Genomic DNA, 19,403 nt, shown 5'->3' with positions numbered 1-19,403 from the left:
GAGGCGTCCTCAGGGCAGGACCGAGATCCAGAACCAGATCGTCAGGATCGACAGCGCGGTCGAGACCAGTACCGTCGAGGCCGCGACCCGCTTCGCCGAATTGTAGATCGAGGCGAACAGATAGGCATTCACCCCCGGCGCCATGCTGGCCGTGATGACGGCCGAGCGCATCGGCGCGGCCGGCAGCTGGAACAGCAGCCCCAGCCCATAGGTGGTGACCGGGTGGACGACCAGCGAACACAGGCAGCAGATGGCGATGGCAGTGCTGTCGCCCTCGGGCTTGTAGCGGTGCAGGACGCCGCCCAGGCCAAACAGCGCGGCGGGCAGGGCGGCGCGCGCCATCATGTCGACCGCCGCCCAGAACCCCTGGGGCATGATCAGCCCCGCGCGCGTCAGCAGGTTCATCGCTACCCCGCACAGGATGCCGATGATCAGCGGCGTGTGCAGCACCCCCGACAGCGCCCGCATGGCGATCTGGCTGACCGCCAGGCTTTGCCCGCGCGCCCGGGTGATCTCCATCATGGTAATGCCGAAGGTGTAAAGCAGCGGCGAATGGATCGCGATGATCGCGACGTTGCCGGCGATCGCCTCGGCGCCATAGGCGCGCTCCATGATCGGGATGCCCAGCAGCAGCGAGTTCGAGAACAGGCAGCAGAACCCGATGGCCACCGCATCCGTGCCCGGCCGCTTCAGCCAGTACAGCGCCAGCCCCCAGCCGATGAAATAGGACAGGAAGGCTCCGCTATAGAAGGCGATCCACATGCCCAGGTTGAAGTTCTCGGCCATGTCCAGCCGGGCCACGCTGGCGAACAGCAGGACCGGCACGGCGAAGTTCTGGGCAAAGCGCATCAGCCCGTCCACCGCGACCTCGGTGAACATCCTGCGCCAGGCCACGACATAGCCGAAACCGATCACGATGAAGACCGGCAGGATGACGTCGAACAGGATCGTCATGTCAGCTCAGGTCCAGCACCAGCCCGTCGTGGGCGGGAATGACATGCGGCGGGGTCTGGCGCATCACCGCGTCGTAATCCAGGTCGATGTGCATGTTGGTGATGACGCCGCGCCGGCAGCCCGAGCGCGCGATCCACTCCACCGCCAGGTCCAGATGGGCGTGGCTCGGGTGCGGGCGATAGCGCAGCCCGTCGCAGACAAAGACCTCGGCCCCCTGGATGGCGGGCCAAGCGGCGTCCGGGATGGACTTCACGTCGGGCAGATAGACCAGCCCGCCCGCCGGCGCCGCGATGCGGAAACCCAGTGCCGGAATGTCGCCGTGGCTGACCTCGAAGGGCCGCAGGCGCAGCGGCCCGCCCGCACCCTCGACTGCAAACGCGCCCTCGATCGGCAGCAGCGTGCAGATCGGCGGATAGGACGAGCCCTCGGGTGTGTGGAACACATAGCCGAAGCGGTCCAGAAGCTGCGCGCTGGTCTGCGCATCGGCATGCACGGGAATGCGGCGGTCCATGTTGTAGGCCAGCTGTCGCAGGTCGTCGATGCCGTGGATATGGTCGGCATGGGGATGGGTATAGACCACCGCATCGACCGCGCCGATCCCGGCGTCCAGCAGTTGCGGCACCATGTCGGGCCCCGTATCGATCAGCACCCGCGTCGTGCCCTGGGGGCCCTCGCGTTCCAGCAGCAGCGCGCAGCGCCGCCGCCGGTTCCGGGGATTGGCCGGATCGCAGTCGCCCCAGCGATTGCCCAGGCGTGGCACCCCGCCCGACGACCCGCAGCCCAGGATGGTGGCCCGGAACCCCCCGGTCATCCGGCGGCCTTGCCAAACAGCCGGTCGAAATTCGCGGTCGTCAGGGCGGCGAACTCGGCCTCGCTCAGGCCAAGCGTCTGGGCGCCGACGCGGGCGGTATGGACCACATGCGCCGGTTCGTTGCGCTTGCCGCGAAAGGGCGGGGGCGCCAGATAGGGCGCATCCGTCTCGACCAGGATGCGGTCGCGGGGGGCCGCGGCAAAGATCTCGCGGATCTCGGTCGAGCGCGGGAAGGCCGCGATGCCCGACATCGACAGGTAAAAGCCCAGGTCCAGCGCGGTGCGCGCCAGATCGGGGCCGCTGGTATAGCAATGCATCACGCAGTCGAAGGCGCCGACCCGGTGCTCCTCGGTCAGGATGCGGGCCATGTCGGCGTCGGCGTCGCGCGAATGGACGATCAGCGGCAGGCCGGTGCGGCGCGCGGCCTCGATATGGATGCGCAGGCTCTCGGCCTGGATGGCGGCGCTTTCGGCGGTGTAGTGGTAATCGAGCCCCGTTTCGCCGATGCCGACGAACTTCGGGTGACGGGCCAGGACGACCAGTTCCTCGACGGCGACCAGGGGCTCCTCGGCGGCATACATGGGATGGGTGCCGGCGGCATAGAACAGCCCCGCATGCGCCTCGGCCAGCGCGCGCACGGCGGGCTCCTTGCGCAGCCGGGTGCAGATCGTGACCATGCGGCGCACGCCGGCGGCGCGGGCACGGGCGATCAGCGCCGCCGCCTCGCCGTCGAAATCGGGAAAATCGAGGTGGCAGTGACTGTCCACAAGCTCGGGCAGGGCAGGGCTGTCGGTCATCGGAATCCCGTGTGGCGCGGCTCAGGCGGGCTGGTTCGCAAGCCCGACCAGCATATCCATCACCAGCGCGGCGGGGTCAAGGTTGACCGCCCGCCCGATGCGCGCCCGTGCCGAAAGCTCGGCCTGCGCCTCGGCCCACAGGCGCGCGGCGCGGGGATCGGGCGCAAGCCGCGTCAGCACGTCGGCCTCGGCCCCGGCGGCCTCGGGCAGGGGGGCGCCCATCAGGCCGGTGCGGGCCGCCCGGGTCAGGAAGCGGTCGAGCAGCGTCACCACCAGGTCGAACGGGTCGCCCTCGGCCCCCGGGCGCGCGCCCGCGGTTTCGGCCAGCGCCGCGGCGGCGCGGCGGTCCATGCGGGGGTGCTGCGCGAACAGATCGACGATGCGCTGATACAGCGCCAGCCCGTTCTGGCCGGCCAGCCGCACCGCCTCGCCGGCCGAGCCGCCGGCCAGCGCGGCCAGCCGCTCGGCGTCGTCCGCGACGCCCAGGCCCGCCAGCACGCGGGCCATGTCCGCCGGTTGCAGCGGCTGCAGCCGCAATTCCCGGCAGCGCGAGCGGATGGTCGGCAAAAGCCGGCCCGGCTGATGCGCCACCAGCAGCAGCGTGGCGTCCTGCGGCGGCTCCTCGAGCTGCTTCAGCAGGGCGTTGGCGGCGGCGGCGTTCAGTTCGTCGGCGGCGTCGATGATCGCGACGCGGCGTCCACCGTCAGTGGCCGAAAGGTGGAAAAAGCCCTGCAGCTTGCGGATCTCGTCCACGGTGATCTCGGCCCGCAGGCGACCGGTCCGCTCGTCGACCGGGCGGCGGACCAGGTGCAGCCGCGGCTCGGACAGCGCGCAGATGCGGCGCACGGCAGAGGTTTCGGGCGGCACCGCCAGCCTGTCCGGCGCACCCCCTGCGATCAGCCATTTCGCGATGGCCCAGGCCAGGGTCGCCTTGCCCGATCCGCGCGGGCCGGTCAGAAGCCAGCCGTGATGCAACCGCTGCGCTTGGGCCGCCGCCAGAAAATCGCGCACGGCGCCGTCTTGGCCGATGACCTCGGCGGCCTCGCGCGGATGGGGCGCACCCGGCACCCGGTCGGATTCGGGCAGGGCGTCCTCGGTCATGGCAGGGCGGCCAGCACGCGGGCGGCCACCGCATCCTCGGGGCCCTCGCCGTCGATGACGCGGATGCGGTCGGGGTATTCCCGGGCGAGTGCCAGAAAGCCCGCGCGCAGCCGCTGCTGGAATTCCAGCCCCAGGCTTTCGAACCGATCCTCTGCCCCGCCCCGGGCCTTGCTCCGCGCCAGCGAGGCCGCAGGGTCCATGTCGATCAGGAAGGTCAGGTCGGGTTCGATCCCGATGACAAGGCAGTGCAGCGCCTCGACCAGCTGGCGGTTGCCGTCGCGCGCCACGCCCTGATAGACGCGGCTGGAATCGGCAAAGCGGTCGCTGACCACCCAGGCCCCGCGATCGAGCGCGGGCTGGATCAGCCGTTCCACATGGTCGCGGCGCGCGGCGTTGAACAGCAGCAGTTCGGTTTCGGGCGACCAGCGCTCCTGGCCACCCTCGACCAGCAGCGCGCGGATCTGTTCCGCCCCGTCGCTGCCCCCAGGTTCGCGGGTCAACACGGTCTCATGCCCCCGGGCGCGCAGGCGATCGGCCAGCAGGTGCGCCTGGGTGGACTTGCCCGAGCCGTCGATGCCTTCGAAGCTGATGAACATTCCCGCGGTCAGTTCTGCGCGGCCTGCCAGGCGCGCTGGCCCAGCCGGGTGGCCGCGTTCTGCAGCCGGCCCATGACCCCCGCGCGGCCCACGTCCTCGGCGGCGATCAGCGGCTGGCGGGACTGGCCGGTCCCGGGGATCGTCACGACAAGCTCGCCCAGCCGGTCGCCCCGGCTGATCGGCGCCTCGACCGGGCCGTGAAACACCGCCTCAGCGGTGACGCCTGCCTGCGCGCCCGCCGGCAACAGCACCTTGACCCCGTCCGCGGTCGTCAGGCCGACGCGGCTTTTCTCGCCCAGCCAGACCGGAGCATGCGCCACGATCCCGCCCTGCGGGATGATGGTGCGCATGGTGAACTGGCGATAGGCCCAGTTCACGATGCGCTCGGATTCCTCGGCCCGGGCGCGGTCGCTGGGAAGGCCGGTGATGACAAAGATGATCCGCCGTCCGTGCTGCACCGCCGAGCCGACCAGCCCGTAGCCCGCCTCCTGCGTGTGCCCGGTCTTGAGCCCGTCTGCCGTCCAGTCGCCGTTCCCCAGGTGCAGCAGCGGGTTGCGGTTGTTGGAATTCGAGGGGACGCGGCCCTTGTAGTTGTATTCGGTCAGGGCGAAGTTCTTGTAAAGCTCGGGAAAATCGCGGATCAGGTGCTCGGCCAGCAGGCCCAGGTCGCGCATCGACATGCGATGGTCGGGATGCGGCCAGCCCGAGGCATTGGCGAAATGCGACTGGGTCATGCCCAGTTGCCGCGCCCGTTCCGTCATCTGCCGGGCAAAGGCCTCCTCGGTGCCGGCCAGCCCCTCGGCCACGACCACGCAGGCGTCGTTGCCCGAGTTGATGATGATGCCGTGGATCAGTTCCTCGACCGTGGGACGGTCGGCGGGTTCCACGAACATCTTCGATCCGCCGGTCTGCCAGGCCTTGGTCGAGACCGGGAAGGTCGTGTCCATCGCCACCCGTCCGTCGCGCAGCGCCTCGAACAGCATGGTCAGGGTCATCAGCTTGGACATCGAGGCCGGGGGCAGCGGCTCGTCGGCGTTCTTTTCCATCAGCACGGTGCCCGTCGACATGTCATAGACCCAGGCCGCCCTGGCGTTGGTGTCGAAGGCGCGCGCCGGCAGGGCCATCAGCATGAGCAGGGCAAAGATGCGAAACGTCAGAGCGCGCATGATCAGTCCTTGGCAGTTCGCTTTGCCCATCGTTACCCCAGCCCCGACCGGGCCGCAACGCCGGTCGGCTGAATGTCCCGTCTTGTTGAACGACCGCAGGTTGCGGCCCGCGCGGCTGGGTCAATAGCTGCGGATCAGCCCCACCAGCCGACCCTGCACCCGGACCTTGTCCTCGGGCAGGACGCGGGTTTCATAGGCCGGGTTCGCCGCCTCCAGCGCGATCATCCCGCCCTTGCGGCGATAGCGCTTCAGCGTCGCCTCATGCCCCTCGACCAGGGCCACGACGATGTCGCCGTTCTCGGCCGTGTCCTGTTCGCGGATCACCACCACGTCGCCGTCGTTGATCCCGGCCTCGATCATCGAGTCGCCCTTGACCTCCAGCGCATAGTGGCGCTCCTGCCCGGCCAGCATCGAGCCGGGCACCGCGATGTGGTGCGACACCTCGGAGATCGCCTCGATCGGAACGCCGGCGGCGATCCGGCCCATCACCGGCAGGTCCACCGCCGACACCGAGATCGGCATCGCGCCGCGGGGCAGGGGCGCGGCGGCGCGCGCGTCCCCGTCGATCACGCGGGGCTGAAAGCCCGAGCCCTTGCTGAGGCTGTCGGGCAGGCGGACGATTTCCAGGGCACGGGCGCGATGCGGCAGGCGGCGGATGAAGCCGCGTTCTTCCAGGGCGGTCACGAGGCGATGAATTCCCGATTTCGAGCGCAGGTCCAGCGCCAGTTTCATTTCGTCGAAGGACGGTGGTACCCCATCCCGGGCCATGCGCGCCTGAATGAATTCAAGCAGTTGGATTTGCTTCTTTGTCAGCATCGTTTTGTCCCTGCCTCGCCGCGACCGCCATCATGTTCATTGAATGTTCTAGCGGACTCAAGTCCTTGCGTCAACCTTTTCGCCGATTCGGGTAAAAAAGCGGTTAACCGGCGTGCAGCGGCAGGATGGTCACGCGCGAACCGGCGGGACGGGCGGGGTCGCGGGCCGGCCGGACCAGCAGGGCGTCGGCCTGCGCCAGCAGCCACAGCCGGGCGCTGTCCTGGTCGAGGAAGGGGTCGACCAGCGGCAGCCCGTCCCCCGGCGCAAGCCGCGCGCGCAGGTAATGCTGGCGGTCGCCCTCGGGGGGCAGGTCGCGCGCCAGTTCGGCCTGGGCCAGGTTGGGGCCCGGCGGCAGGCCCTGCATCGCCCGGATCAGCGGTTGCATGAACAGCTTCGCGCAAACCACGGCCGAAACAGGATTTCCCGGCAGGCCCAGCATCGCCGCGCGGGCGATCCGCCCGGCCATCAGCGGCTTGCCGGGCCGCATCGCCAGCTTGTAGAAGCTGCGCTGCATCCCCAGGTCCGCCGCGACCTTCGCCACCAGGTCGTGATCGCCGACCGACGCGCCGCCGATGGTCACGACCAGGTCGCAGCCCTCGGCTTCGGCAAAGCGGGCGCGCAGGCTCTCCTCGGTGTCGCGGGCCAGCGGCAGGACCCGAACCTCGGCCCCCGCCTCGCGGGCCAGCGCGGCGATGGCGATGTCGTTCGAACTGACGATCTGCCCCGGCGCTGGCGTCGTGCCCGGCGGGACCAGCTCATCCCCGCCGGCCAGGATGGCGACGCGGGGCCGGCGCGCGACCGTCACGCGCGCGGCGTTCATCGCCGCGATCAGCCCCAGGTCCGAGGCACGCAGCGCCCGCCCCGGCAGGAATGCCGTGCCTTCCGAAAAATCGTTTCCCTTCAGGCGGATGTTCAGGTTCTCTCCGGCATCCGCGACGGTGATGCGGTCGCCGTTTCGGGTCACGATCTCCTGCATCACCACGCGGTCATAGCCGGCGGGCACCGGCGCCCCCGTAAAGATGCGGATCGCGCTGCCCGGGGGCGTGTCGCCCGCATAGGGCACGCCAGCCGCCGCCGTGCCGACCACCGCCAGCGGCCCCGGCAGGTCGGCGCTGCGCAGCGCATAGCCGTCCATGGCCGAGGCGTCGAACGGCGGCTGGGTCAAGACCGCGACCGCGGGCGAGAGAAGGGCGCGCCCCAGCCCCTCGGCGACGGGGATGTCCTCGGCCTGCGGGGCGGGGGCAAGGGCCAGCACCAGGGCCCGGGCTTCATCGACGCTGATCATGCCGGCTCCTCAGCTTGCCTTGAAATCGCCCGACTTGCCGCCCGACTTGGACAGCAGGCGGATGCCTTCGATCCGCATGTCCTTTTGCGCGGCCTTGAGCATGTCATAGACCGTCAGGCAGGCGGTGGTGACGGCGGTCAGCGCCTCCATCTCGACCCCGGTCTTGCCGGTTGTCCTGACCGTGGCCGTCACCCGGACGCCGGGCAGGGCGGCATCCGGAACAAGATCGACCGAGACCTTGGCGATGGGCAGCGGATGGCACAGCGGGATCAGCTCGGAGGTGCGCTTGGCCCCCATGATCCCGGCGAGCCGCGCCACGCCCAGCACGTCGCCCTTGGCGGCGCCGCCTTGCGCCAGCGCCAGCGTTTCCGGCGCCATCAGCACCAGTCCCTCGGCCACCGCCTCGCGCGCGGTGTCGGCCTTGCCCGAGACGTCGACCATATGCGCCTGGCCCTGGGCGTCGAAATGCGTCAGGCTCATGGCGCGCCTCCCAGGATCTGGCGGGTGGCGGCGGTCACGTCCGGCTGCCGCATCAGGCTTTCCCCGATCAGGAAGCGCTTCACCCCGGCATCGGCCATGCGGTCCAGGTCGGCCGCGGTGAACAGCCCGCTTTCGCAGACCAGGTCGCGTTCGGGCGGCAGCATCGGCGCCAGCTGCAGCGTCACCTCAAGACTGACCTCGAAAGTCTTGAGATTGCGGTTGTTCACCCCGATCAGCGGCGATTTCAGGCGCAGGGCGCGCTCCATCTCGGCGGCGTCATGCACCTCGATCAGCGCATCCATGCCCCAGTGGATCGCCGCATCCTCAAGCTCGGCGGCCAGAGCGTCGTCGACCGAGGCCATGATGATCAGGATGCAATCGGCGCCCCAGGCCCGCGCCTCGGCCACCTGATAGGGGTCGTAAAGGAAATCCTTGCGCAGCGCGGGCAGAGAGCAGGCGGCGCGCGCCGCGCTCAGATATTCGGGCGCGCCCTGGAAACTGGGGCCGTCGGTCAGCACCGACAGGCAGGCGGCGCCCCCCGCCTCATAGGAGCGGGCCAGCGCCGGCGGGTCGAAATCCGGCCGGATCAGGCCCTTGGAGGGGCTGGCCTTCTTGATCTCGGCGATCAGCGCGTGGCCCGTGGCGGTCTTTTCGGCCAGGGCCCGGGCAAAGCCGCGCGGGGCATCGGCCGCGCGCGCGCGCGCCTCGACCTCGGCCAGGGGCCGGGCGGCCTTGGCGGCGGCGATCTCCTCAAGCTTGTAGGCCTTGATGCGGTCCAGGATGTTCATTCTGCGTCCTTATCCGTAAGCGCCCAGTCCACCGGCGCCTCGCCCCGGGCGCAGAGCCAGTCGTTCACCCGGCTGAACGGACGCGATCCAAAGAATCCGCGCCGCGCCGACAGGGGCGAGGGGTGGGCCGTCGCGATCACCAGATCGCAGTCGCGCGGCAGACCCGCCACCGCCTTCTGCGCATGCGCGCCCCACAGGACGAAGGCCAGCGGGCGTTCGGCCTGGGCCCGCGCCACGGCCTGCCGCGCCAGCCTGTCCCAGCCCCATGTCGCGTGGGCGCCGGCCTGCCCCGGCAGGACCGACAGGGCGGTGTTCAGCAGCAGCACCCCCTGGCGCGCCCATCCGGACAGGTCGCCGTTCGGCGGCGCCGCGCCGATGTCGTCCCGCATCTCGGCAAAGATGTTTTTCAGCGAGCGGGGCAGGGCGGTCTCGGGCGTGACCGAAAAGGCCAGTCCGTTCGCGTGCCCCGGCGTCGGATAGGGGTCCTGCCCCAGGATCACCACCCGCGCGGCAGCGGGCGGCGTCAGCGCCAGGGCGGCAAAGACGCGCCCCGGACCCGGCAGCCAGTCGCGATCGCGCAGCCGCGCCGCGATGGCAGGCCAGTCGTCCCGAAAGAACGGCAGGTCGGCCCAGGGCGCGGGGACCGGCGGGGCGGTCATTGCGGCTCGGGCGCGCCGACCTGGGCGGCCAGCGCCTCCAGCCGGGCCTGCGCCGCGCCGCTGTCGATGGATCCGGCGGCCATTTCGGCGCCCTCGCGCAAGCTGCCGGCCTTGCCCGCGATCAGCAGCGCGGCGGCGGCGTTCAGGGCCACCGCGTCGCGATAGGCGCCGCGCTCGCCGGCCAGCAGCGCGCGCAGCGCGGCCGCGTTCTGCGCCGGGTCGCCGCCCAGGATCGCCTCGAACGGGTGCTCGGGCAGGCCGGCATCCTCGGGCGAGACCTCGAACTCGGTCACCTCGCCGTCCTTCAGCTGCGCGACCCAGCTTGGCCCGGCGATGGACAGCTCGTCCGTGCCGTCGCCGCCATGCACCAGCCAGGCCATGTCGCTGCCCAGCTCGCGCAGCGTCTCGGCCATGGGCCGGTTCCAGACCCGGTCGAAGGTGCCGGTCAGCTGCCGGCGGACCGATCCCGGGTTGGTCATCGGCCCCAGCAGGTTGAAGATCGTCCGCGTGCCCAGTTCCGCCCGCGCCGGGCCGACATGGCGCATCGCCGGGTGGTGCATCGGCGCCATCATGAAGCAGATGCCGGTTTCCGCCAGCGCGCGTTCCGCGACTTCGGGGGGCGTCATCACGTTCAGCCCCAGATGGGTGATCGCATCCGCGCTGCCCGATTTCGACGACAGGTTGCGGTTGCCGTGCTTGGCGACCGGCACGCCCGCGCCCGCCACCACGAAGGCCGCCGCGGTCGAGATGTTCAGCGTGCCCTTGCCGTCGCCGCCGGTGCCGACGATGTCGATGGCGCCCTCGGGGGCCTTGATGCGGTTCATGCGCGCGCGCATGGCGCGGGTGGCGGCGGCCATTTCCTCGACCGTCTCGCCGCGTACGCGCATCGCCATCAGCAATCCGCCGATCTGGGCGGGGGTCGCGGCGCCCTCGAACAGCGCGCCGAAGGCGGCCTCGGCCTCGGACCCGGTCAGCGGACGGCTTGCGGCGACGCCGATCAGCGGGCGGATGTCGGTCACGCTCATGCGGCGGCGTCCAGGTTCATGCAGCGGCGCAGAAAGTTGCGGATCATGTCGTGCCCATGTTCCGAGGCGATGCTTTCGGGGTGGAACTGCACGCCCTCGATGGGCAGGCTGCGGTGCATCAGCCCCATGATGGTGCCGTCGCCGGCCGTCGCCGTGACGCGCAGGCAGTCGGGCAGAGAGGCGGGCTCGACCGTCAGCGAATGATAGCGCGTCGCCGTCAAGGGCGAGGGCAGGCCCGCGAACACGCCCGTCCCGTCGTGGCTGATCGCGTCGGTCTTGCCATGCACGATCCGGTCCGCGCGCACCACCTTGCCGCCAAAGGCCTCGCCGATGGCCTGATGGCCCAGGCAGACGCCCAGCATCGGCACGCCCCGCCCGGCCGCCGCCTTGATCAGCGGCACGATGATCCCGGCCTGGCCCGGCGTACAGGGCCCGGGCGAGATCACGATGCCCTGCGCCCCCATCGCCAGCGCCTCCTCGACCGAAAGCGCGTCGTTGCGGCGCACGACCACATCCGCCCCGGCCTCGCCCATGTAATGGACGAGGTTCCAGGTAAAGCTGTCGTAATTGTCGATAAGCAGGATCATGGTGTCGCCTTGGATTGGGCCGCGCCGCGGGCAGGGCCCCTGCATGGGGGGTGCACCCCGGAAAATCTGCGGCTATAGATGGGCCAAAGCGGCGCGGGGGGTCAAGCCCGCGGGGCAAGAAAACAGGCGTGGGCAGAACGGAATGGCCAAGGGATTTGCGGCAGGGCTGGTTCATGGGGCGCTGGCCTGCGGCGCCGGGCTGGTCGCGCTGGCGCTGATCCTGCCGCCGCCGCAGGCGCCCACCCAAGCCCCACCCCCGGTCGAGGCGCCGGCCGCCACGACCCCGGCGCCCGCGCCCTCAACTCCTGCGCCCGACATCCCCGCGCCGGCGCCCATCTCCGAACCCGTCCCGGCGCCCGCTCCGGTTCCCGATGCGGCCCCCGCCCCCGAGCCCGCGCCGCAACCGCCGACCCTGGAACATGCCCCGGAACCGGCCGAGACCCGGCGCCCCGCGTCCCCGGCGACCGACAGCCTCAGCCTGCCGGCGGGGTCGGAATTCGCGCGCACCGGCGACCGCCAGCCCCAGGCGCCCGCGCCCTTGGCCCCGCAGGGCCCCAAGCCCCAGGCGCCCGCGCCCGCCGCCATGCCCGCCGCCGAACCAGCGCCGGTTCCGGCGGGCCCGGCCGGCCTGCCCCAGGCGCGGGGCGAGGCGCCCTCGGCCCCGATCCTGCGCCCGCCCGAGCCGGACGCGCCCGAACTGGCGCCGATGCCCGAGCAGGCCCGCGCCCCCGCGCTGCCCGTTGCCCGCGTCGATGCCCCGCCGCGCGACCAGGCGCCCGCCGCCGAACCCGTTCCCTCTGCCGCGCCCACCGATCCGCAGCCCGCGCCCGCCGATCCCCAGGCCGAGGCGATCGCGGCCCAGGTCGCCGCCTCGGTCGCCGGCAGCGCGGGCCAGGGGCAGGACATGGACGGCGGCGGGGCCGCCCCCGACCTGTGGACGCCCCCCGACCTCGGGCAGTTGATCCAACCCGAGGCCCAGACCCCATAAGGCCCAGACCCCATGATGCCCCTGAACCCCGCCCTTGCCGCGACCTTCCGCCCCCCGGTGATGGAGGCGCGGCGCTGGCTGGCCGATGCGGCCTTTCCGCCCGACCGGCCGCTCATCAACGTCAGCCAGGCCGCCCCGGTCGATCCGCCGCCCGAAGGGCTGCGCCAGGCCATCGCGCGCGCCGCGCTGGACCAGGCGGACGCGCATCTTTACGGCCCCGTGCTGGGCCGCCCCGCGCTGCGCGAGGCGGTGGCGGCGCGCTGGTCGGCGGATTACGGCGGCAGCGTCGCCCCCGCCCAGGTCGCCATCACCCAGGGCTGCAATCAGGCCTTCTGCGCCGCGATCCAGACGCTGGCGCGGGCGGGCGACCAGGTGATCCTGCCGCTGCCCTGGTATTTCAACCACAAGATGTGGCTCGACATGCAGGGCATCGGCGCGGTCGGCCTGCCCTGCGGCCCGGGCATGATCCCCGACGCCGGGCAGGCGGCGGCGCTGATCACCGAACGCACCCGCGCCATCGTGCTGGTCACGCCCAACAACCCCTCGGGCGCCGAATACCCGGCCGGGACGGTGCGTGCCTTCTACGATCTCGCCCGCGCCCGCGGCATCGCCCTGATCCTGGATGAGACCTATCGCGATTTCGACAGCCGCGAAGGCGCGCCGCACGACCTGTTCGCCGACCCCGACTGGCCGGGCACGTTGATCCAGCTTTACAGCTTTTCCAAGGCCTACCGCCTGACCGGCCACCGCGTTGGCGCGCTGATCGCCAGCGAGGACCGCATGGCCGAGGTCGAAAAGGTGCTCGACACGCTGGCCATCTGCGCCAGCCAGCTTGGCCAGATCGGCGCGCTCTGGGGCATGCAGAACCTCGGCCCCTGGCTCGCGGGCGAACGCGCCGAGATCCTGGCCCGGCGCGAGGCGGCGGCCCGGGGCATCGCCTCGCTCGACGGCTGGCGCGTCAAGGGCTGCGGCGCCTATTTCGCCTGGGTCGAACACCCCTTCGCCGAAAGCGCGGCCGCGCTGGCGCCCCGGCTGGTCCGGCAGGCGGGCATCCTGATGCTGCCCGGCACCATGTTCATGCCTGAGGCCGATCCGCAGGGCGCGCGCCACTTCCGCATCGCCTTCGCCAACGCCGACCGCGACGGCATCGCCCGCCTGGTCGAGCGGCTGCGCGGCTGGGACCCCGACCGATTGTGACCGCCGGCGGGCCCGCGCGGCCCTTGCCCGCGGCCCCGCATCCCCCTAAAGACTGGCGCAAGCGACGAAAAAGGGCAGGGCAGATGCGCGGCAAGGGCAAACAAACCATCGTATGGCTGCTGATGGGCATGCTGGTGCTGGGCCTGGGCGGCTTCGGCGTCACCAACTTCTCGGGCGGGACCGCCGATGTCGGCGCCGTCGGCGATGTCGAGATCTCGTCCCAGGACTACGCCCGGGCGCTGCGCACCGAGATCCAGGGCTTCGCTGCCCAGACCGGCCGCCAGCTGACCCCGGCCGAGGCGAAGTCCATCGGCCTCGACCAGGCCGCGCTCTCGCGCCTCTACGTCGCCGCCGCGCTCGAGGACGAGGCGAACCGCATCGGCGTCTCGGTGGGCGACAAGGCGGTGGCCGACCAGATCACCGCGATCCCCGCCTTCAAGGGGCTCGACGGCCGCTTCGACCGCGCCCGCTATGCCGACGCGCTGAAGCGCGAAGGGCTGCGCGAGGCGGAATTCGAACACGACCTGCGCATGGACGAGGCGCGCCAGATCCTGCAGGGCGCCACGCTGGCCGCCGTCGCCGCCTCGCCCTCGGTCACCGAACGCTCGCTCGCCTGGCTCCTGGAAACCCGCGACATCCACTGGCAGGAGCTGACCGCGGCCGATCTGCCCGCGCCCATCGCCACGCCCGACGACGCCACGCTCGAGGCCTGGCACAAGGCCAATGCCGACCGCTTCACCCGGCCCGAGACGCGCAAGATCACCTATGCCTGGCTGACCCCCGAGATGCTGGAGGACAAGGTCCAGGTCGACGACCAGGCGCTCCGCGACCTCTATCAAAGCCGCATCGACGAATTCCAGCAGCCCGAGCGGCGCATGGTCGAACGCCTGGTGTTCCCGACCCCGGCCGCCGCGGCCGAGGCGCGCGCCCGCCTCGACCGGGGCGAGACGACCTTTGAACAGCTCGCCGCCGAACGCGGGCTGACGCTTGCCGACATCGACCTGGGCGAAGTCACCCAGGCCCAGCTCGGCGCCGCCGGAGAGGCGGTCTTCGCGCTGGACCAGCCCGGCATCGCCGGGCCCGCGCCCAGCGACCTCGGCCCCGCGCTCTATTCCATGAACGCCATCCTCGAGCCGGTGGACGTGTCCTTCGAACAGGCCCGGGCCGACCTGCGGGTCGAGGCGGCGGTGGACCGCGCCCGGCGCCAGATCGACGACCAGGCCGCGCAGTTCTCCGACATGATCGCCGGCGGCGCCTCGCTCGAGGATCTGGCCCGCGACACGCCGATGGAACTGGGCCAGATCGACTGGACCGGCCAGGAACAGGCGACCCCCGACAGCATCGCCGCCTATCCCGAATTCCGCCAGAAGGCGGGCGCGCTGACCGAACGCGACTTCCCCGAACTGGCCACCTTCGAGGATGGCGGCGTCTTCGTCCTGCGCCTCGACGCCATCGAACCCCCCGCCCTGATCCCCTTCGCCGAGGTGCGCGACCGCGTGGCCGAGGACTGGACTCAGAACGAGACCCACCGCCAGCTTCTGGCCCTGGCCGAAGAGCGCAAGCTTGCGACCGAGGCCGCGGCCGAACCCGCCGGCCCGACGCCCGCCGCCACCGCCCCGGTGGCCCAGGCGGTCGGCGCCCAGCCCGCCCCGGTGGCCCAGCCCGAACCGGCGCCCGCGCCCGACCGGGGCCGCGCCGAAACCGGGCTGGTGCGCGGCGGCTTCATCGCGGGCGTCCCGCAGGCGCTAGTCACCCAGGCGTTCCAGATCGAGACCCCCGGCGCGACCGAGGTGGTCGATGCCGAAAACCGGGTGTTCCTGGTGACGCTCGACCAGATCCACCCCGCCGATGTCTCGGGCGAGGATGCGGGTCAGATGCGCGACGCCATCGCGGCGCGGATGGCCGACAGCCTGCGCCAGGACGTGTTCGACTATTACAGCCGGGCGCTTCAGGCCCGCGCCGGCGCGACCGTCAACCAGACCGCCGTGGATGCGGTGAATGCACAGGCCCAATGATGGACATCTCTCCCGATTTCCCGGCGTTTGAACGGGGTTGGAACGCGGGCCGCAACCAGCTTCTGACCATGCGGCTGGCGGCCGATCTGGATACGCCGGTCAGCCTGATGCTGAAGCTGGCCGAGGCGGCGCCGAACAGCTTCATGCTGGAAAGCGTCACCGGGGGCGAGATCCGGGGCCGCTTCTCCTTCGTCGGGATGAAACCCGACCTGATCTGGGAATGCCGCGACGGCAAGGCGCGCATCAACCGCAACGCGCGCTATTCGGACGATTTCCAGCCCGACGACCGGCCCGCGCTCGACAGCCTGCGCGCGCTGATCGCGGAAACCCGCATCGACATGCCCGACGGCGTTCCGGCGGGGGCGGCGGGCCTCTTCGGCTATCTCGGCTACGACATGATCCGGCTGGTCGAACGCCTGCCCGACGTGAACCCCGATCCGCTGGACCTGCCCGACGCGATGATGCTGCGCCCCTCGGTCGTCGCGGTCCTGGACGGCGTCAAGGGCGAGGTGCTGCTGTGCGCCCCCGCCTGGGCCCAGGACGGCATCCCCGCCCGCGCCGCCTATGCCCAGGCCGCCGAGCGCCTGTCCGAGGCGCTGCGCTCGCTCGACCGCCAGCCGCACGAACCCCGCGCGCTGGGCCATGATCTGAAGGTCGGCGAACTGCGCAGCAATTTCACGCGCGAGGGTTATCTGGCGGCCGTCGAAAAGGCCAAGGACTACATCCGCGCGGGCGACATCTTCCAGGTGGTGCCGTCGCAGCGCTGGTCGATGGACTTCCCGCTGCCGCCCTTCGCGCTTTACCGCTCGCTCCGGCGCACCAACCCGTCGCCCTTCATGTTCTACCTGAACTTCGGCGGCTTCCAGATCTGCGGCGCCAGCCCCGAAATCCTGGTGCGCCTGCGCGAAGGCCAGGTGACGGTCCGCCCCATCGCCGGCACCCGCAAGCGCGGCGACACCCCCGACGAGGATCGCGCGCTGGAAGCGGACCTCCTGTCGGACGAAAAGGAACTGGCCGAGCACCTGATGCTCCTGGATCTCGGCCGCAACGACGTGGGCCGGGTGGCCAAGATGGGCACCGTCACGCCCACCGAGCAGTTCATCGTCGAACGCTATTCCCACGTCATGCACATCGTCTCGAACGTGGTGGGCGAGCTGCGCGAGGGCGAGGATGCGCTCTCCGCCCTGCTGGCCGGCATGCCCGCCGGCACCGTCTCGGGCGCACCCAAGGTCCGCGCGATGGAGATCATCGACGAACTCGAACCCGAAAAGCGCGGCGTCTATGCCGGCGGCGTGGGTTACTTCGCCGCCAATGGCGAAATGGACATGTGCATCGCGCTCCGCACCGGCGTCATCAAGGACGGCAAGCTTTACATCCAGGCCGGCGGCGGCGTCGTCTACGACAGCGACCCCGAGGCCGAGTTCATGGAAACCGTGAACAAGTCGAACGCCCTCCGCCGCGCCGCCGAGGAAGCGGCAAGGTTCGTGCGGGGGAATGGCTGACCCGGCCGCGCCGGGTGTAAAGCACGCTTGACATCGACGACGGCAATCCTCGATATGGAAAGCACGCTTTACAACAAGGGGGATGCCATGCGGGGTTGGATCGGGTTTGCCGCCGGAATGGCCGGCTATGTCGCGCTGCTGGTCCTGTCGCAGCGCCTGCTTGCCGGCGGGATCCAGGACCAGGGCACCCGCCTGCTGGTCTCGCTCATGCCGATGCTGCCCGCGGCCATCGTCTGCGCCGCCGTGGTCGCCATCATCCGCCGCATGGACGAAATGCAGCGCAAGCTGCAATTCGAGGCGCTGGCGCTCTCCTTTGCCGGCACCGCGCTCCTCACCTTCGGCTACGGCTTTCTCGAAGGCGAGGGCTACCCGCACCTCTCGATGTTCGTGGTCTGGCCGCTGATGGCCCTGCTCTGGACGATCGGCACCTGCCTCGGCCGGCTGCGCCACGGATGAGGAACCGCATCCCCGACCTCCGCCAGCAGCGCGGCTGGTCGCAGGCCGACCTGGCCCGGCAGCTGCAGGTCTCGCGCCAGACCGTGAACGCGCTGGAACGCGGCCGCTACGATCCCAGCCTGCCGCTGGCCTTCGCCATCGCCCGGCTCTTCGGCCTGACCGTGGAACAGGTGTTCCAGCCCGACCCCGACTGACGGCCCCGGACCCGGCGCCAGCGGCTTTCCGTTTTCCAGATACCCATCGCCAGGCGCGCAACGGGGCGTCACGCCCGGATCATGGCGTGGCGCGGCATACGCCCTGTGTACGCGCGGTGTACGCTCCGTGCACGGCTGTCACAGCCAAAACCCCAGCATTTCCCGGAAAACCTGCATCCCCCCGGACCCCGGTGCACCCCACGCAACGCACGCAGCCGTTGCGCGGCCCGGGGCCGGCGCTTTGGACGGAACAATCCCTTCCCCCGCCGGTTGAGCCAGCCCATAGATACGGAGAACCCGATGCTGGACCGACTCGCGATCATCGCAACCGTCACGGCGCTGCCGTCCCTGGCGATGGCCCAGACCGACGCGCCCTTCACGCTGCCGGATCTGCCCTATGCCGCCGACGCCCTCGCCCCCGCGATCAGCGCCGAGACGATGGAGCTGCACCACGGCAAGCACCACAAGGCCTATGTGGACAACCTGAACAAGGCCGTGGCCGCCGACGCCAACGCCCAGGGCAAGACCCTCGAGGACCTGGTCGCCAATGCCGGAACCTATGCCCCCGCGATCCGCAACAATGCCGGAGGTCATTGGAATCACACATTCTTCTGGGAAAGCATGGCGCCCGAGGGCGAGCGGGACGAGATGTCCGAGCCGCTGTCGCAGGCCGTCACCGCGGTCTACGGTTCGCCCGAGGAGTTCCGCAAGGCCTTCGAGAAGGCGGGCGCCGACCGCTTCGGCTCGGGCTGGGTCTGGCTCATCGTGAACGACCAGGACCAGCTGGAAATCACCTCGACCCCGAACCAGGACAACCCGCTGATGGACGTGGCCGAAAAGAAGGGCACGCCGATCCTGGGCAATGACGTGTGGGAACACGCCTATTACCTGACCTACCAGAACCGCCGTCCCGAATACCTGTCGGCCTGGTGGGATGTGGTGGATTGGGGCAAGGTGTCCGAACGCTACGCCGCGGCTCTAGCCGACTGAGGCCCGGGCGGGGTCAGCCGCGCTGGCCCCGCCACTCGCGCCAGGTCAATCCGATGACCACCAGATCCAGCGCCGAAAGCGCCAGCAGGACCGGCGAATGGGTGTGGCTCCAGCGGTGCAGCTGGGTCACGATGAAGCCGGAAAACACCACGATTCCCAAAGGATAGGCAAAGGCCACGCGGCGCATCAGCAGCAGCACGATGGCCAGTTTGACGACCCCGTGTGCCGCCAGGTACAGCGCATAGAAATGCTGGCTTGCCAGGCTGAACGCGCCCATCACCTGCGCCACGCGGGCATAGACCGGGCTGCCGTGCCCCTCGATCAGGTGGCTCTGGACCAGCCAGCCGGTCAGATCCTCGATCCGGGCATGGGGCACCAGCCAAAGCCCCAGCCCGGCCGCGATTTCCAGCAGCGCAAAGACCGATTTCAGCACCAGGGTGGATTCGAACAGCCAGTGCAGCGGTCCGTGTTCCCCCTTGATATGCTTCATCAATCCTCGCCCCGATAAGGCTGGACGTATTGCAGCGCCATGTCCCAGGGGAAGAAGATCCAGGTGTCCTGGCTGACCTCGGTCACATAAGTCTCGACCATGGGGCGGCCCTTGGGCTTGGCATAGACGGTCGCCAGATGCGCCTTGGGATACATGCTGCGCACATGCTCCAGCGTGCGGCCGGAATCGACCAGGTCGTCGACCACCAGGATGCCCTCGCCATCCTGCATCACTGCCGGGTCGGGGGCCTTCAGCACCTTGACCTCGCCCCGCTCCTGCCCGCCCTTGCCCTGGTAGGACTTGACCGAGATCGTGTCGATCACGCGGATGTCCAGCTCTCGCGCGACGATCATCGCCGGGACCAGGCCGCCGCGGGTGATCGCCAGGATCGCGCGCCATTCCCGGTGTTCGAGCCGCCAGGCCAGCGCGCGCGAGTCGCGGTGGATCTGGTCCCAACTGATGTGGAATCCGCGTTCATGGGGCAGGCGGTCGGTCATGCTGGCTCC

Annotated in this window: 22 protein-coding genes; 7 read left to right on the top strand and 15 right to left on the bottom strand. The window is 70.6% G+C overall.

Annotated features, from left to right (window positions below; all coding sequences use genetic code 11):
- Positions 1-9: 9 nt before the first annotated feature.
- The 13 genes from BU28_RS0103650 to BU28_RS0103590 form a co-directional block, all read right to left on the bottom strand.
- Positions 10-954: an AEC family transporter gene (locus BU28_RS0103650; RefSeq protein WP_028718245.1), complete on the bottom strand. Its 945-nt coding sequence runs from the start codon at positions 952-954 to the stop codon at positions 10-12.
- A gap of 1 nt (position 955) precedes the next feature.
- Positions 956-1,765: an MBL fold metallo-hydrolase gene (locus BU28_RS0103645; protein WP_028718244.1), complete on the bottom strand. Its 810-nt coding sequence runs from the start codon at positions 1,763-1,765 to the stop codon at positions 956-958.
- Positions 1,762-2,562 carry a TatD family hydrolase gene (locus BU28_RS0103640; RefSeq protein WP_028718243.1) on the bottom strand — a complete coding sequence of 267 codons (801 nt, stop codon included), beginning with the start codon at positions 2,560-2,562 and terminating at the stop codon, positions 1,762-1,764. The genes BU28_RS0103645 and BU28_RS0103640 overlap by 4 nt, the downstream gene beginning before the upstream one ends.
- A gap of 21 nt (positions 2,563-2,583) precedes the next feature.
- Positions 2,584-3,663, bottom strand: a complete 1,080-nt coding sequence (locus tag BU28_RS0103635) for a DNA polymerase III subunit delta' (RefSeq protein ID WP_028718242.1) — start codon at positions 3,661-3,663, stop codon at positions 2,584-2,586.
- Positions 3,660-4,259, bottom strand: a complete 600-nt coding sequence (gene tmk, locus BU28_RS0103630) for a dTMP kinase (RefSeq protein ID WP_036761837.1) — start codon at positions 4,257-4,259, stop codon at positions 3,660-3,662. Before tmk ends, BU28_RS0103635 begins: the two co-directional genes overlap by 4 nt.
- Positions 4,260-4,267: 8 nt before the next feature.
- Positions 4,268-5,425 carry a D-alanyl-D-alanine carboxypeptidase family protein gene (locus tag BU28_RS0103625; RefSeq protein WP_028718240.1) on the bottom strand — a complete coding sequence of 386 codons (1,158 nt, stop codon included), beginning with the start codon at positions 5,423-5,425 and terminating at the stop codon, positions 4,268-4,270.
- Between the two features lie 120 nt (positions 5,426-5,545).
- Positions 5,546-6,241: a transcriptional repressor LexA gene (lexA, locus tag BU28_RS0103620; protein ID WP_028718239.1), complete on the bottom strand. Its 696-nt coding sequence runs from the start codon at positions 6,239-6,241 to the stop codon at positions 5,546-5,548.
- 103 nt (positions 6,242-6,344) lie between these two features.
- Complete coding sequence (locus tag BU28_RS0103615) at positions 6,345-7,526, bottom strand: molybdopterin molybdotransferase MoeA (RefSeq protein WP_028718238.1); 1,182 nt, start codon at positions 7,524-7,526, stop codon at positions 6,345-6,347.
- A gap of 9 nt (positions 7,527-7,535) precedes the next feature.
- Positions 7,536-8,006 (bottom strand): cyclic pyranopterin monophosphate synthase MoaC, encoded by a 471-nt coding sequence (gene moaC, locus BU28_RS0103610; RefSeq protein ID WP_028718237.1) that lies wholly within the window; start codon positions 8,004-8,006, stop codon positions 7,536-7,538.
- Positions 8,003-8,794 (bottom strand): indole-3-glycerol phosphate synthase TrpC, encoded by a 792-nt coding sequence (gene trpC / locus BU28_RS0103605; protein ID WP_028718236.1) that lies wholly within the window; start codon positions 8,792-8,794, stop codon positions 8,003-8,005. Before trpC ends, moaC begins: the two co-directional genes overlap by 4 nt.
- On the bottom strand, positions 8,791-9,453 hold the full coding sequence (locus BU28_RS0103600) for a uracil-DNA glycosylase (RefSeq protein ID WP_028718235.1): 663 nt from the start codon (positions 9,451-9,453) through the stop codon (positions 8,791-8,793). Before BU28_RS0103600 ends, trpC begins: the two co-directional genes overlap by 4 nt.
- Positions 9,450-10,478, bottom strand: coding sequence for an anthranilate phosphoribosyltransferase (gene trpD / locus BU28_RS0103595; RefSeq protein WP_051577696.1), 1,029 nt, complete (start codon positions 10,476-10,478; stop codon positions 9,450-9,452). Before trpD ends, BU28_RS0103600 begins: the two co-directional genes overlap by 4 nt.
- Complete coding sequence (locus BU28_RS0103590; protein ID WP_028718233.1) at positions 10,475-11,065, bottom strand: anthranilate synthase component II; 591 nt, start codon at positions 11,063-11,065, stop codon at positions 10,475-10,477. Before BU28_RS0103590 ends, trpD begins: the two co-directional genes overlap by 4 nt.
- 142 nt (positions 11,066-11,207) lie before the next feature.
- Between BU28_RS0103590 and BU28_RS0103585 the strand changes: the two genes are divergently transcribed.
- The 7 genes from BU28_RS0103585 to BU28_RS0103555 all read left to right on the top strand — a co-directional run bounded on the left by BU28_RS0103585 (position 11,208) and on the right by BU28_RS0103555 (position 18,407).
- Positions 11,208-12,053 carry a hypothetical protein gene (locus BU28_RS0103585; RefSeq protein WP_028718232.1) on the top strand — a complete coding sequence of 282 codons (846 nt, stop codon included), beginning with the start codon at positions 11,208-11,210 and terminating at the stop codon, positions 12,051-12,053.
- Between the two features lie 12 nt (positions 12,054-12,065).
- Positions 12,066-13,250, top strand: coding sequence for an aminotransferase (locus BU28_RS0103580; protein WP_028718231.1), 1,185 nt, complete (start codon positions 12,066-12,068; stop codon positions 13,248-13,250).
- An 83-nt stretch (positions 13,251-13,333) separates the two neighbouring features.
- Positions 13,334-15,265, top strand: a complete 1,932-nt coding sequence (locus BU28_RS0103575; protein ID WP_028718230.1) for a peptidylprolyl isomerase — start codon at positions 13,334-13,336, stop codon at positions 15,263-15,265.
- On the top strand, positions 15,265-16,767 hold the full coding sequence (trpE, locus tag BU28_RS0103570; protein ID WP_028718229.1) for an anthranilate synthase component I: 1,503 nt from the start codon (positions 15,265-15,267) through the stop codon (positions 16,765-16,767). Before BU28_RS0103575 ends, trpE begins: the two co-directional genes overlap by 1 nt.
- An 87-nt stretch (positions 16,768-16,854) precedes the next feature.
- On the top strand, positions 16,855-17,223 hold the full coding sequence (locus BU28_RS0103565) for a hypothetical protein (RefSeq protein ID WP_028718228.1): 369 nt from the start codon (positions 16,855-16,857) through the stop codon (positions 17,221-17,223).
- On the top strand, positions 17,220-17,417 hold the full coding sequence (locus BU28_RS0103560; protein WP_028718227.1) for a helix-turn-helix transcriptional regulator: 198 nt from the start codon (positions 17,220-17,222) through the stop codon (positions 17,415-17,417). Before BU28_RS0103565 ends, BU28_RS0103560 begins: the two co-directional genes overlap by 4 nt.
- A gap of 300 nt (positions 17,418-17,717) precedes the next feature.
- The gene (locus tag BU28_RS0103555; RefSeq protein WP_028718226.1) at positions 17,718-18,407 is read left to right on the top strand and encodes a superoxide dismutase; all 690 of its coding nucleotides are present in this window, start codon (positions 17,718-17,720) and stop codon (positions 18,405-18,407) included.
- A gap of 13 nt (positions 18,408-18,420) precedes the next feature.
- Here BU28_RS0103555 and BU28_RS21935 read toward each other — a convergent pair whose 3' ends face one another.
- A complete protein-coding gene (locus BU28_RS21935) occupies positions 18,421-18,897 on the bottom strand; it encodes a DUF2127 domain-containing protein (RefSeq protein ID WP_036761835.1) in 477 nt (158 codons plus the stop codon).
- Positions 18,897-19,394, bottom strand: a complete 498-nt coding sequence (gpt, locus tag BU28_RS0103545) for a xanthine phosphoribosyltransferase (RefSeq protein ID WP_028718225.1) — start codon at positions 19,392-19,394, stop codon at positions 18,897-18,899. The genes BU28_RS21935 and gpt overlap by 1 nt, the downstream gene beginning before the upstream one ends.
- Between the last annotated feature and the right edge of the window lie 9 nt (positions 19,395-19,403).

Origin of the sequence: Paracoccus yeei ATCC BAA-599 (assembly GCF_000622145.1) — a bacterium.
In the GTDB taxonomy this organism is placed as follows: Bacteria; Pseudomonadota; Alphaproteobacteria; order Rhodobacterales; family Rhodobacteraceae; genus Paracoccus; species Paracoccus yeei.
Note: the sequence above shows the minus strand (reverse complement) of the source record. Positions and strands in the feature narration are given on the sequence as shown.

Excerpts from the sequence above, each read along its gene's own strand:
- BU28_RS0103590 (WP_028718233.1), bottom strand. The coding sequence starts at position 11,065 with ATGATCCTGCTTATCGACAATTACGACAGCTTTACCTGGAACCTCGTC.
- trpC (WP_028718236.1), bottom strand. The coding sequence starts at position 8,794 with ATGAACATCCTGGACCGCATCAAGGCCTACAAGCTTGAGGAGATCGCC.
- tmk (WP_036761837.1), bottom strand. The coding sequence starts at position 4,259 with ATGTTCATCAGCTTCGAAGGCATCGACGGCTCGGGCAAGTCCACCCAG.
- BU28_RS0103555 (WP_028718226.1), top strand. The coding sequence starts at position 17,718 with ATGCTGGACCGACTCGCGATCATCGCAACCGTCACGGCGCTGCCGTCC.
- BU28_RS0103600 (WP_028718235.1), bottom strand. The coding sequence starts at position 9,453 with ATGACCGCCCCGCCGGTCCCCGCGCCCTGGGCCGACCTGCCGTTCTTT.
- BU28_RS0103650 (WP_028718245.1), bottom strand. The coding sequence starts at position 954 with ATGACGATCCTGTTCGACGTCATCCTGCCGGTCTTCATCGTGATCGGT.
- BU28_RS0103560 (WP_028718227.1), top strand. The coding sequence starts at position 17,220 with ATGAGGAACCGCATCCCCGACCTCCGCCAGCAGCGCGGCTGGTCGCAG.
- BU28_RS0103580 (WP_028718231.1), top strand. The coding sequence starts at position 12,066 with ATGATGCCCCTGAACCCCGCCCTTGCCGCGACCTTCCGCCCCCCGGTG.
- moaC (WP_028718237.1), bottom strand. The coding sequence starts at position 8,006 with ATGAGCCTGACGCATTTCGACGCCCAGGGCCAGGCGCATATGGTCGAC.
- BU28_RS0103640 (WP_028718243.1), bottom strand. The coding sequence starts at position 2,562 with ATGACCGACAGCCCTGCCCTGCCCGAGCTTGTGGACAGTCACTGCCAC.
- gpt (WP_028718225.1), bottom strand. The coding sequence starts at position 19,394 with ATGACCGACCGCCTGCCCCATGAACGCGGATTCCACATCAGTTGGGAC.
- BU28_RS0103575 (WP_028718230.1), top strand. The coding sequence starts at position 13,334 with ATGCGCGGCAAGGGCAAACAAACCATCGTATGGCTGCTGATGGGCATG.
- BU28_RS0103645 (WP_028718244.1), bottom strand. The coding sequence starts at position 1,765 with ATGACCGGGGGGTTCCGGGCCACCATCCTGGGCTGCGGGTCGTCGGGC.
- BU28_RS0103585 (WP_028718232.1), top strand. The coding sequence starts at position 11,208 with ATGGCCAAGGGATTTGCGGCAGGGCTGGTTCATGGGGCGCTGGCCTGC.
- BU28_RS0103615 (WP_028718238.1), bottom strand. The coding sequence starts at position 7,526 with ATGATCAGCGTCGATGAAGCCCGGGCCCTGGTGCTGGCCCTTGCCCCC.
- lexA (WP_028718239.1), bottom strand. The coding sequence starts at position 6,241 with ATGCTGACAAAGAAGCAAATCCAACTGCTTGAATTCATTCAGGCGCGC.
- BU28_RS0103565 (WP_028718228.1), top strand. The coding sequence starts at position 16,855 with ATGCGGGGTTGGATCGGGTTTGCCGCCGGAATGGCCGGCTATGTCGCG.
- trpD (WP_051577696.1), bottom strand. The coding sequence starts at position 10,478 with ATGAGCGTGACCGACATCCGCCCGCTGATCGGCGTCGCCGCAAGCCGT.
- trpE (WP_028718229.1), top strand. The coding sequence starts at position 15,265 with ATGGACATCTCTCCCGATTTCCCGGCGTTTGAACGGGGTTGGAACGCG.
- BU28_RS0103635 (WP_028718242.1), bottom strand. The coding sequence starts at position 3,663 with ATGACCGAGGACGCCCTGCCCGAATCCGACCGGGTGCCGGGTGCGCCC.
- BU28_RS21935 (WP_036761835.1), bottom strand. The coding sequence starts at position 18,897 with ATGAAGCATATCAAGGGGGAACACGGACCGCTGCACTGGCTGTTCGAA.
- BU28_RS0103625 (WP_028718240.1), bottom strand. The coding sequence starts at position 5,425 with ATGCGCGCTCTGACGTTTCGCATCTTTGCCCTGCTCATGCTGATGGCC.